Source organism: Streptomyces sp. NBC_01320 (assembly GCF_035974375.1).
Taxonomy (GTDB): Bacteria; Actinomycetota; Actinomycetes; order Streptomycetales; family Streptomycetaceae; genus Streptomyces; species Streptomyces yanii.
The window spans coordinates 9,374,498-9,386,343 of the sequence record NZ_CP108390.1; the positions used below are offsets into that span (position 1 = coordinate 9,374,498).

At 70.4% G+C, this 11,846-nt stretch carries 11 protein-coding genes; 4 read left to right on the top strand and 7 right to left on the bottom strand.

What is annotated here, in order from left to right:
• Window positions 1–161: 161 nt before the first annotated feature.
• Together OG395_RS42720 and OG395_RS42725 are read right to left on the bottom strand one after the other, a co-directional pair.
• The gene (locus OG395_RS42720) at window positions 162–731 is read right to left on the bottom strand and encodes a GNAT family N-acetyltransferase (protein WP_327247708.1); all 570 of its coding nucleotides are present in this window, start codon (window positions 729–731) and stop codon (window positions 162–164) included.
• A 12-nt stretch (window positions 732–743) separates the two neighbouring features.
• A complete protein-coding gene (locus OG395_RS42725; protein WP_327247709.1) occupies window positions 744–1,325 on the bottom strand; it encodes a helix-turn-helix domain-containing protein in 582 nt (193 codons plus the stop codon).
• A 148-nt stretch (window positions 1,326–1,473) separates the two neighbouring features.
• Here OG395_RS42725 and OG395_RS42730 point away from each other — a divergent pair, with 148 nt between their 5' ends.
• From OG395_RS42730 to OG395_RS42740, 3 genes are all read left to right on the top strand, one after another.
• Window positions 1,474–1,920: a DUF7144 family membrane protein gene (locus OG395_RS42730; protein WP_442818654.1), complete on the top strand. Its 447-nt coding sequence runs from the start codon at window positions 1,474–1,476 to the stop codon at window positions 1,918–1,920.
• Window positions 1,921–2,022: 102 nt separating this feature from the next.
• Window positions 2,023–3,540, top strand: a complete 1,518-nt coding sequence (locus OG395_RS42735) for an MFS transporter (protein ID WP_327247710.1) — start codon at window positions 2,023–2,025, stop codon at window positions 3,538–3,540.
• Window positions 3,518–4,534 carry a glutathione S-transferase family protein gene (locus OG395_RS42740; protein WP_327247711.1) on the top strand — a complete coding sequence of 339 codons (1,017 nt, stop codon included), beginning with the start codon at window positions 3,518–3,520 and terminating at the stop codon, window positions 4,532–4,534. The genes OG395_RS42735 and OG395_RS42740 overlap by 23 nt, the downstream gene beginning before the upstream one ends.
• 89 nt (window positions 4,535–4,623) lie before the next feature.
• On the opposite strand, the gene OG395_RS42745 is transcribed toward OG395_RS42740, so the two are convergent.
• From OG395_RS42745 to OG395_RS42755, 3 genes are all read right to left on the bottom strand, one after another.
• A complete protein-coding gene (locus tag OG395_RS42745) occupies window positions 4,624–5,973 on the bottom strand; it encodes a chloride channel protein (protein ID WP_327247712.1) in 1,350 nt (449 codons plus the stop codon).
• Between the two features lie 2 nt (window positions 5,974–5,975).
• Window positions 5,976–7,451, bottom strand: coding sequence for a DUF2252 domain-containing protein (locus OG395_RS42750; RefSeq protein WP_327247713.1), 1,476 nt, complete (start codon window positions 7,449–7,451; stop codon window positions 5,976–5,978).
• Between the two features lie 64 nt (window positions 7,452–7,515).
• On the bottom strand, window positions 7,516–8,079 hold the full coding sequence (locus OG395_RS42755; RefSeq protein ID WP_327247714.1) for a hypothetical protein: 564 nt from the start codon (window positions 8,077–8,079) through the stop codon (window positions 7,516–7,518).
• A gap of 87 nt (window positions 8,080–8,166) precedes the next feature.
• Between OG395_RS42755 and OG395_RS42760 the strand changes: the two genes are divergently transcribed.
• The gene (locus OG395_RS42760) at window positions 8,167–8,397 is read left to right on the top strand and encodes a DUF6011 domain-containing protein (RefSeq protein WP_376333548.1); all 231 of its coding nucleotides are present in this window, start codon (window positions 8,167–8,169) and stop codon (window positions 8,395–8,397) included.
• 6 nt (window positions 8,398–8,403) lie between these two features.
• On the opposite strand, the gene OG395_RS42765 is transcribed toward OG395_RS42760, so the two are convergent.
• Complete coding sequence (locus OG395_RS42765) at window positions 8,404–9,276, bottom strand: acyl-CoA thioesterase (protein WP_327247715.1); 873 nt, start codon at window positions 9,274–9,276, stop codon at window positions 8,404–8,406.
• Window positions 9,277–9,322: 46 nt separating this feature from the next.
• Window positions 9,323–11,836, bottom strand: coding sequence for a DEAD/DEAH box helicase (locus OG395_RS42770; RefSeq protein WP_327247716.1), 2,514 nt, complete (start codon window positions 11,834–11,836; stop codon window positions 9,323–9,325).
• Window positions 11,837–11,846 lie beyond the last annotated feature (10 nt).

Here is an 11,846-nt window from a genome sequence, read left to right on the forward strand (position 1 = left end):
ACGAAGCCGACGGCCCGGCCCCGACATCCGGCCGTTCTCGCCGATCGAGATCGGCATGCTCGGCCGCCCCGATGTCGTCATCGCCGCGGCAACCCGCTCACCGACATCCACGCACTCGGCGACCCGGCGAACATCCTGCTCGTCATGACGGACGGCGTCGCCTACAAGGACCTCGACGGACTCGTCGCCCGACCGTCCGTACCGGTGTCCGCCGCGCCGATCGCCTTGTAGTAGAAGGTGGTCGGCTTCAGGACCCCGGCCGGGTCCCCGGCGTAGTCCGGAATGGACCCGCACTCCATCCAGCCCGCCGAGCGGTAGAGCCGCTCGGCGGGGCTGCCGGTCTCGGTGTCCAGGACGAGCAGCGTCAGACCGGCCTCGGCCGCCGCCCGCTCGGCAATGCCCAGCAGCGCCCGGCCCAGCCCCCGGCCGCGCACCGAGGGGCGCACCATCACCTTCGTCACCTCGGCGCGATGCCGGGCGTTCGGCAGCGGAGCCAGGTTCAGGCCGATGGTCCCGGCCACCCGCTCGCCGTCGCGGGCAAGCCAGACGCGCTGATGTCCGGCATCGACGGCCGCGGCACGCCCCCGCCACCAGGCGGCGGCCGCATCGCGGTCCAGGGGCGCAAGGAACCCCACCGACGCCCCGCCCTCCACCGTCTCCACCAGGAGGGCGGCGAGCTCATCGGCGTATGTGACCAGCTCGGGGCCGGACACGGGGACGATCTCGGTCATGACGGGGTCCTCTCACGGCAGAACGATCATCAGGGCGTAGCGGACCGGGTTCGGGCCCGGGCAGTGGAAATGTGAGGGTCCGCGCAGCCGGAACCGCAGACAGTCGCCCTGGCGCAGGGTGTGCACGGTGTTCTCGACGGTGATCTCGACCGTCCCGTGGAGCACCCAGATGTGCTGCTCCAGACCGGGCACGGGGGCGTCGTCGTAGGCGATGGCGGCGCCCGCGTCGAGCGTTCCCTCGATGATCTCTGCGCGCAGTCCGGCGTGCGGCGGTGAGACCGAGCGGCGGAGGAATCCGGACGCCTCGTCCCGCCACACCGGCTGGCGCTCGGTCGGCACCAGCTGCGGCGGTTCCGCCTCCACCTCCGACAGCAGCCTCGACATCGTCCGCCCGTACACCGTGCACAGCCGTCCCAGCTGGGCAGCGGTCGGGCTCAGCTCGCCGCGCTCCAGGCGCGACAGTGTCGAGCGGCTGACGCCGCTGCGCCGGGAAAGTTCGTCCAGCGACCAGTCGCGCTCGGTGCGGAGCTCACCCAGCCGGGCGGCGAGCCGGGCATCGACGGACGTCGGCCCCACCTCTTCAGACTCTCTCACATCAGAGATGATATCCCTGATGTGAGAGGGCTGGGTGTCGTCGGCCGGAGTGCCGACGGAGAGCCGCCGTGTCACGCTGGGACAGGGAATCACGCCCGGTCCGGCCTGCTCGGCCGGCCCGACGGCACCGCCACCCGAGGAGGCCGAAATGGCCAGTGACACCACCGGACCCAAAGCGAGCCGTGCCAAGCCGAGCCCCACGCACGCGCCGACATCCGGCACCACCGTCCTGGCAGCAGCCCTGATGATCTTCGGCGGAGCGATGGCGCTCCTCGAGGGGATCGCGGCCATCGCCAAGGACGACCTGTTCCTCGCGACACGCCACTACGTGTTCGAGTTCAGCCTGTCGGGCTGGGGCTGGGTCCATCTCATTCTCGGCATCGTCATCGTCCTCGCCGGCTGCGCCGTGCTGAGCGGAGCCCTCTGGGCGCGCTACTTCGGTGTCTTCGTCGCCGGCCTCGGCGCGATCGCCAACTTCCTGTGGGTGCCCTACTACCCTCTGTGGGCCCTGGTCCTGGTCGCCGTCAACATCTTCATCGTCTGGGCGCTGTGCACGGGCATGCACCGAGAGGCGGACGAGGGTCTGACGGCCTGACCCGGGAGTGCCCGGCCGGCACCTTCTCCGGGACGGCGACGATTACGGCAGTCGGCCCTGTCGGACATGAGGAACCCGGACGCGCCGCCTAAGGTGCGAATCATGCCGGAGAGCGCAACGTCCATCGGAGGTGCGGCGGGGAGCGGGGCGGCCCCGGCGGCGCCCGACCCCCGCCGCTGGCAGGCACTTGGTGTGTGCCTGGTGGCGGGCTTCATGACGCTGTTGGACATTTCCATCGTCAACGTCGCCCTGCCGTCCATCCGCAACGGTCTGCATAGCCCGGAATCCGATCTGCAATGGGTTCTCTCCGGCTACTCACTCGTCTTCGGACTCCTTCTCATCCCCGCCGGACGGCTCGGCGACGCCCGGGGGCGCCGGGTGGTGTTCCTGGCGGGACTGGCGGTGTTCACGCTGGCGTCGGCGGCCTGTGGAGCCGCCCCGACCAGTTTCTGGCTGGTGGTCGCCCGAGTGATTCAGGGCATCGGTGGAGCCTTGATCTCGCCGCAGATCTCCGCGTTGATCCAGCAGATGTTCTCAGGCCAGGAGCGGGGCCGCGCCTTCGGCATGTTCAGCACGGTGGTCGGTATCTCGACCGCCGTCGGCCCCCTGCTGGGCGGGCTGTTGATCCAGGCTGCCGGACCGGTCGACGGTTGGCGCTGGGTGTTCTACGTCAACCTGCCGCTCGGCGTCGTCTGCTTCCTGCTCGCCCGGCGCCTCCTGCCGGACACCCCGTCGGCCGGCCGCGTGCGGCCGCGCGACCTGGACCCCGTCGGCGTCCTCCTTCTCGGCGCGGGTCTGCTGGCCCTGCTGCTGCCCTTCGTCCAGGAACAGCAGTGGCCCGGAAACGAGAAGTGGCTGCTGCTGGCCGTGGCCGCGGTTCTGCTCGCCGCCTTCGTCGGCTGGGAGTCCCGGTGCGGCAGACGCGGCACCGCGCCGGTCCTCGACATGTCGCTGTTCCGGCTGCACTCCTACTGGCTGGGCTGCCTGTTGAGCCTGCTGTACTTCGCCGGATTCACCTCGATCTTCTTCATCAGCACGCTCTATCTGCAGGCCGGCCTGCACTGCACCGCCCTCGAGGCCGGACTGGCCATCACACCGTTCGCTCTGGGGGCGGCGGCGGCCGCGGGACCAGGCGGCCGGATGGTCGGCCGTTACGGCCGACCGCTGGTCGTTGTGGGGCTGTCCATGGTGGTCGTCGGACTCGGGGCCACCGCGTTCGCCGTGCACGTCGTCCCGGGTCGTGGCGTCGCCTGGGCGATGGCGGCCCCATTGCTCCTGGCGGGCGTGGGCAGCGGCCTTGTCATCGCCCCGAACCTGACCCTGACTCTGTCCCAGGTGCCGGTGGTCGGCGGCGGGAGCGCCGGGGGCACGCTCCAGACCGGGCAGCGCGTCGGCTCCGCGATCGGGATCGCCGCGGTCGGCTCGGTCTTCTTCGCCCAGCTGGCCTCCGAGGGCTGGACCACCGCGTTCGACCTCGGGCTCGTCGTCTCCGTCGCCTTCGTCATGGGGGCACTCGTCGTGGCTCTGGCCGATGTGGCGGCATCCCGGCGGGCCAGGAGACATACGCCCGACCCGTCCGACCGAGAGCGAGACCGCGATGAGCAACCCGACCGGCAGTGAGCCGGACGGCAACGCAGCGTACGGACGCACGACCTTCAAACGGTCGAGGAGCCATTTCGCCGACCGGATCACGGCCGACGGGAGGGACGGCTGGCCGGTCGAGGCGGGCCGCTACCGGCTGGTCGTCAGCCGCGCCTGCCCCTGGGCGAGCCGGGCACTCGTCTCCCGGCGGCTCCTGGGCCTGGAAGACGCCCTGTCGCTCGCTGTCGCCGACCCGATCCAGGACGACCGCAGCTGGCGCTTCACTCTGGACGAGGGCGGACGGGACCCGGTGCTCGGCATCGCCTACCTGAGCGAGGCGTACGACGCACGCGAACGCGGCTACCCCAGTGGCGTCAGCGTGCCCGCGATCGTGGACGTACCCAGCGGGAAGCTCGTCACCAACGACTTCCGGCAGATCACCCTGGACTTCGCGACCGAGTGGACCGCGCTGCACCGGTCCGGGGCCCCCGATCTCTACCCCGAACGGCTGCGGGACGAGATCGACGAGGTCATGGACGGTATCTACCGCGATGTGAACAACGGTGTCTACCGGGCCGGATTCGCCACTGAACAGGACGAGTACGAGGCCGCGTGCCGCGCGGTGTTCCGCCGGCTCGACCTGGTCTCCGAACGCCTCGCGGACCGGCGCTATCTGGTCGGGGACACTCTCACGGAGGCGGACATCCGGCTGTTCACCACGCTCGTCCGCTTCGACGCCGTCTACCACGGGCACTTCAAGTGCAACCGCTCGAAACTGACCGAGGACCCGGTGCTGTGGGCCTACGCCAGGGACCTGTTCCAGACCCCCGGATTCGGCGACACGGTCGACTTCGACCACATCAAGCAGCACTACTACCGGGTCCACACGGGGATCAACCCCACCGGCATCGTGCCCCTGGGACCCGATCTCTCCGGTTGGGGGACACCGCACCGTCGCGAGCAGCTCGGGGGCCGCCCGTTCGGAGACGGCACCCCGCCGGAGCCGATTCCCTCCGGCCGCACCCGGCTGTGAAGGAAGCGTCGCGGTCCCCGAGAGTGGCCGACAGTAGGCAGCCCCGCGACGCCGCGAAGCCTACTGCCGGGAGACTCTGAAGCACACGTTCACGGCAGTGGACCGGCGGGCGGCCCGTGCGGGACGGTGGCCGGCTGCGCGGCGAGCCGGAGCGAGACGACGTACGCGACCACCACCGAGAGGATCACCAGCGGCATGACGGTGAGCCCCGGCGACCCCAGCAGCAGGGTGGCCAGCAGCACCGAGGTCATCGGGAGCTTCAGGATCGCCACGCACATCGCCCCGATGCCCATGGCGAACCCGGCCGTCGGATTCAGCCCCGGGAGATGGGAGAGCGCGATTCCGCCCGCCGCTCCCACGAACATCGCGGGAAAGACGGGACCACCCCGGAAACTGCTCAGCGACGCGCAGTACGCCAGCGCCTTGCAGACGATGAGCAGGAGCAGCGCGCCCACCGAGTACCCGGTGCCGGCGGCAAGAAGGGGGTCCAGTGCGTTCTGCCCCGAGTACAGCACCTCGGACGCGTCCTTTCCCGAACCTTCCGCATAAACCAGGGCCAGGACACCGACCGCCAGGCCCATCAGCACGGTGCCCACCACCGTCCTTCGCTCGACCCGCCCCTGCAGGTGGAGGGCGAGCCGCCGGATCCCTTCGCCGACGACGGCCGCCGCCGGCCCGATGACAAGGGCCCAGCCGAACTGTGCGATGTCGGGCTGTTCGGCCTGCGGCACATGGTGCAGTGCCAGGGAGTACGTCCCCAGACCGGTCCACGAGCCGAGACCGATGAAGATGAGCGAACCGATACCGGCGGCGAGCAGTCCCGGCACGAGCACCATCCCGAGCATCGCCCCGGCCAGGCCCGACGCCTCCATCAGGAGAAACGCACCCAGAAGCGGCGACCCCAGCAGCGCGCTGACAGCGGCGAAACTGCCGGCAGCCCCCACGAGGGCACGTGCGCTCGGAGTGATGTCCCGCTTCAGCAGCCGCATGGTCCACACGGCCAGCCCGCCGCCGAGGGCGATGAGTGGCGCCTCGGGCCCGAGGACGGCACCGGCACCGAGGGAGGCCAGGGCCGCGATCGCGATGCCGGGCAGCTCCACCGCCGGTGGGGGCCCGGCGAGCGCCAGGCCCTCCGCCGGTCTGTGACCGCCCGCGCCCGGAAGGAAGCGGATCGTCAGACCGACCAGCAGGCCGGCGACGACCAGCAGCGGCACCGGCCACCACGACGGCGTGGCGTGGAAGCCCAGAGCCTTCGGCAGATCGGAGTAGGTCAGCGCCTGGAGTTCGTGCGTGAGCGCCAGGAAACCGAAGGCCACGCCCGAGATCGGGACTCCGAGCAGAGCCGCCATCAGCAGCAGTCCCACGTATCGACGGGAACGGATGAGAGCGAGGGGATCGGGTGGCGCCGTGGCGGATGCTCCGGCGGGCTCGGCCGACATGGTCATGGTTTCCTCGCCGTCGGAGCGTCCGGTGCGTGCGGGGCTGCGACCGGGCCGTTCGGCTCGGACGCGGGAAGGCGCCCCGTGCGGACCGCGTCGACCAGAACCTGGTGGTCCCGCTCGTTCAGGTCGGCGTACGTCTCCGCGAACCGTGCGATCGCACGGTCGAAGGAGTCGCCGAGTCCCAGATACGCGGCGATGGCGATCCGGTCGCCGGACCTCGCGTGGGCGCGGGCCAAGGTGCTGCCGCAGACCTCACCGAACGCCCGCATCCCGACCGGCACCATCGACTCAGGCTCGATGGCGCCCTTCCAGTCGCGCAGCTGCCGCACATAGAAGTCGCGGCGCCGCCCGTCGATCCCTTCCGTGCGTTGCCAGCCGAGGAAGATGTCGCTCGTCGCCTGCATCAATCGCTGCCCGGCGACCACCCGCTCGCCCTGGTTCCGGTACGTGCTGGGGCCGACGTACGGGGCGAGCACCGAGGCCCCCGCCTCCTTGGCCTGAAGGAAGAGCGGATCGCGATCGTCCCTGCCGAGCAGCAGGATGATCCAGCACCGCGTGCCGACGCTACCGACCCCGACCACCTTGCGGGCCACGTCCACGAGCCGGAAGTCCTGGAGCAGAAACCGCCGGTCCGACGGGAGACTCAGCGCGTAGCTCTCGATCAGCTCGCGGAACCAGTCCATCGTCGCATCGCGCTCCTCACCGGGCAGCAGATCGGCGAGCGGTACGAGCAGGGGCGGATCCGCGGCGATCCGGAGCCGGCCGTCGACCACCTCGGTCAGCTTGCCGAAGGCCTGCAGACTGTCCCGGGTACGGGCCTTGGCCATGGCACGGTTCAGGCTCTCGCGGCCACGTTTCGCCAACTGCTGCGACGCCACGGTCCGGAGGCGTTCCACATCGGTCTTCGTGTACCACACATCGAGGTTGCGCATGCCCGCGAACCGGATCATCGACTCGCGGTACGACCGCACCGCTGCCGGCACGATGTCGGCGCTCTCCCGCTCCGTGAAGCCGTTCGCCCGCCCCGCGACGACAAGGCTGACCGCCAGCCGTTTGACGTCCCACTCCCAGGGGCCCGGCAGCGTCTCGTCGAAGTCGTTGATGTCGAACAGCAGGTGCCGTTCCGGGGAGGCGAGCAGCCCGAAGTTCAACAGGTGTGCGTCTCCGCACAGTTGGGCCCTGATCCCGGAATCGGGGGTGGCGGCGAGATCGGCTGCCATGATCGCGGCGGCGCCCCGGTAGAAGTGGAACGGCGACTCGGCCATCCGGCTGTGGCGGATCGGGACGAGCTCCGGAACCCTGGTCGCGGACTGGGCCTCGAGGATGCCCATCGGGTCGGGCCGGTCGACCGGCGGTGCGAACGAGGCGTGGCTCGAACGGGGGGTGCGTCGGCGGGCGGCCTTTCCGGCGGCCGCCCGCTCCTCGGGTGTCAGGTGCGGCGCGGCGCGGTGGATCCACGTGGCCTCCTGGGGCATCGAAGACTCTCCTGACTGCCGCAGGCGCCCCACCGCCCGGACGTGTGCTGTCCCTCTCCGATTATCACGGGTAGCCCCGTCCTCCGGCATCATCTGGTGGGCCAACGGGCTGGGGGACGGTGCCACCGCGGTTGGAGGACCGCGTGTGCCGAACAGCGGGGGTACGGACCCGTCCCGGGGCGGCGCGCGATGGCTCCGGAAACCGCGACCGACCGGCGCATCCGGGCAGGGGCCTCCCGCGCCGAGCGCGGGACCGTACGGTTCGCCCCGGTACGCCGGCCCGGGTTCGACCATGGCCGTGCCATCCGTGCGGACCCTCGACCAGCCACGCGACGCCCGCGACCGCCGGCGCGGCCCGGTGATACGTCGCCACGCCGTCGCCGGCGGACGTGGTGATCACCGTGGCCAGCCGCGTCCGGCGCTGCGGATCGGCCCACAGGACGAAGGAACGCGTCCCGTCCTTACGGGCCGCCAGGTACGCCGGTATGCCGCCCGGGGGCAGGTCGCGCTCCACGTAGGCGACGTTCCGGGCCGGGTCGCCGAGCGTGTCCGCGCACGTGATGACATGCCCGACAGGATCGACGCCGCCCGGTGCCGCGCTCTTCTTGTCCCAGGAGACCGGTTCCATGGTCAGCACGCTGCTCGTCCGCGAACTCCTCCGTTGCGCTTCGTTCGGAAGTCGCAGAGTGGACCGCGCACTTGAGAAGATGGATTCGTGGAGAATCCTGAGCCGTTCCCCGGGGCCGACATCGAGGCCCCGGCCGAGCCCGACCGGGCGACCGGCCGCCGTCCGGTCCGCTGCCGCCTGTGCGGTCGCCCGCTCACCGGCAGGGAATCACGCCGCACCGGGCTCGGCCCCGCCTGCGACGCCAAACTGCACCCTGCCGCGCCGGACATCCGCACCCGCCGCCACGAGGTCGAACAGGACCCGCTGCCCGGCACGTGAGCCGGGCTATGTGCCCAGCCGGCGGAACAACCCCTCCTGCACCACGGACACCAGCAGATTGCCGCCCCGGTCGTAGATCCGGCCGCGCGCCAGTCCCCGCCCGCCCGTCGCGATGGGTGACTCCTGGTCGTACAGGAACCATTCGTCGGCCCGGAACGGACGGTGGAACCACATCGCGTGGTCCAGCGACGCCATGTCGAAACCGCGCGGCCCCCACAGGGGTTCCACCGGGATACGGACCGCGTCGAGGAGCGTCATGTCGCTGGCGTACGTCAGCGCGCAGGTGTGCACGAGCGGATCGTCGCCCAGCGGGCCGACCGCACGCATCCAGACCGCGCTGCGCGGGTCCGCGTCCTTGATCTCCTCCTGCGTCCAGCGCAGCCGGTCCACATACCGGATGTCGAACGGCTGGCGTCTGGCCATCCGCTCCAGTGCGTCCGGCAGCGCCCCGAGATGCTCGCGCACCTCTTCGGCGACGGTGGGCAGCTGCTCGGGGTCCGGAACGGTCCGGGCGGGCGGCAACTGGTGCTCGAAGCCCGCCCCCTCCGGCCGGTGGAAGGAAGCCGTCAGATTGAAGATCGTCCGGCCCTCCTGCACGGCGGTGACCCGGCGCGTGGTGAACGACCGCCCGTCCCGGACCCGCTCTACGTCGTAGACGATCGGCACGCCGGGGCGCCCCGGCCGCAGGAAGTAGGCGTGCAGCGAATGGACCGGCCGGTCCCCGTCGGTGGTCCGGCCGGCCGCCACCAGCGCCTGCCCGGCGACCTGGCCGCCGAAGACCCGCTGCAGCGACTCCTCGGGGCTGCGCCCCCGGAAGATGTTGACCTCGATCCGCTCCAGGTCGAGCAGGTCGACCAGGCGCTCGGCGGGGTTCGTCATGCCGTTCGTCTCCACTCTCGCAAAGGTGCCGTCGCGGCGGTCACGCTCACAGCTGGCCGACCGAGGTGACCCGGACGACCGCCCGGCCCTCTTCGTCGGAGGCCGCCAGATCGACCTCCGCGCTGATGCCCCAGTCGTGGTCGCCGTTCGGGTCGGCGAACGTCTGCCGCACCCGCCACAGGCCGTGCGCGGCGTCCTCGTCGATCTTCAGCAGCTTCGGACCGCGGGCGTCCGGGCCGGTGCCCAGATCCTCGTACTCGTCCCAGTACGCGTCCATGGCCTCGCCCCACGCGTCCTCGTCCCAGCCCGCCTCGCCGTCCAGCTCGCCGAGCTCGGCGACCTTGTCCAGTGCGGCCAGCTCCACCCGGCGGAACATCGCGTTGCGGACCAGCACCCGGAAGGCGCGGGCGTTGGCAGTGACCGGCTTGACCTCGTCGGCCCGCTCCTGCGCCTGCTCGGCAGTCTCCACCTCCGGGTTGGCGAGCTGCTCCCACTCGTCGAGGAGACTGGAGTCCACCTGACGGACCATCTCGCCGAGCCAGGCGATCAGGTCCTCCAGGTCCTCGGACTTCAGGTCGTCCGGGATGGTGTGCTCGAGCGCCTTGTACGCGCTCGCCAGATACCGCAGCACGATGCCCTCGGTGCGGGCCAGCTCGTAGTTCGAGGTGAACTCCGTGAACGTCATGGCGCGTTCGTACATGTCGCGGATCACGGACTTCGGCGAGACCGGGTGGTCGCCCACCCACGGGTGGCTCTTGCGGTACACGTCGTACGCATGCCACAGCAGCTCGCTCAGCGGCTTCGGGTACGTGACGTCCTGGAGCCGCTCCATCCGCTCCTCGTACTCGACACCGTCCGCCTTCATCTGGCCGACCGCTTCGCCGCGCGCCTTGTTCTGCTGGGCGGCGAGGATCTGCCGCGGGTCGTCGAGCGTCGACTCGACGACGGAGACCATGTCCAGGGCGTACGACGGCGATTCGGTGTCGAGCAGGTCGAAAGCGGCCAGCGCGAACGTGGACAGCGGCTGGCTGAGCGCGAAGTCCTGCTGGAGATCGACGGTGAGCCGCACGATGCGCCCCTCCGCGTCCGGCGTCGCGAGCTGCTCCACGACGCCGCCGTCCAGCAGGGAGCGATAGATCGCGATGGCCCGGCGGATGTGGCGCAGCTGAGCGCGGCGCGGCTCGTGGTTGTCCTCCAGCAGCCGCCGCATCGCCTCGAACGCGTTGCCGGGGCGGGCGATCACGGACAGCAGCATCGTGTGCGTGACCCGGAAGCGGGAGGTCAGCGGCTCCGGGTCGGACTGGATCAGCTTGTCGAACGTGGTCTCCGACCAGGCGACAAAGCCCTCGGGGGCCTTCTTGCGGACCACCTTGCGCTTCTTCTTCGGGTCGTCGCCCGCCTTCTTGACGGCCTTCTCGTTCTCGATGACATGCTCGGGCGCCTGCGCGACGACGAAGCCCGCCGTGTCGAAGCCGGCCCGGCCCGCGCGGCCGGCGATCTGGTGGAACTCACGGGCGCGCAGCGTACGGACCCGGGTGCCGTCGTACTTGGTGAGCGCCGTGAACAGCACTGTGCGGATCGGGACGTTGACGCCGACGCCGAGTGTGTCCGTACCGCAGATCACCTTCAGCAGACCCGCCTGGGCGAGCTTCTCCACCAGGCGGCGGTACTTCGGGAGCATGCCCGCGTGATGCACCCCGATGCCGTGCCGCACATAGCGGGAGAGGTTCTGGCCGAACTTCGTGGTGAAGCGGAAGTTGCCGATCAGATCGGCGATCTTCTCCTTCTCCTCCTTGGTGCACATGTTGATGCTCATCAGCGACTGCGCCCGCTCGACGGCCGCGGCCTGCGTGAAGTGCACGATGTAGACCGGCGACTGCCGGGTGTCCAGGAGTTCGGTGAGCGTCTCGGTGATCGGGGTCAGCCGGTACTCGTAACTGAGCGGGACCGGCCGGGTCGCCGAGCGGATCACGGAGGTGGGGCGGCCGGTGCGCCGGGTCAGGTCCTGCTCGAACATCTTGACGTCACCGAGCGTGGCCGACATCAGGATGAACTGGGCCTGCGGCAGCTCCAGCAGCGGGATCTGCCAGGCCCAGCCGCGGTCCGCTTCCGCATAGAAGTGGAACTCGTCCATCACGACCTGGCCGATGTCGGCGTACTTCCCGTCGCGCAGTGCGATGGACGCGAGCACCTCCGCGGTGCAGCAGATCACCGGGGCGTCCGCGTTGACGGAGGCGTCGCCCGTGAGCATGCCGACATTCTCCGTACCGAACAGCTTGCACAGATCGAAGAACTTCTCCGAGACCAGTGCCTTGATCGGGGCGGTGTAGAAGGTGACCTTGTCCTGGGCCAGAGCCGTGAAGTGTGCACCCGCCGCGACCAGGCTCTTTCCGGAGCCCGTGGGCGTGGAAAGGATCACGTTCGCCCCGGAGACCACCTCGATCAGCGCCTCCTCCTGAGCAGGGTAGAGGGTGATGCCCTGGGTCTCGGTCCATGACGAGAAGGCCTCGAAGAGGGCGTCCGGGTCGTCGGTCGGGGGCAGCTGATCGATAAGGGTCACGCCCCCATCT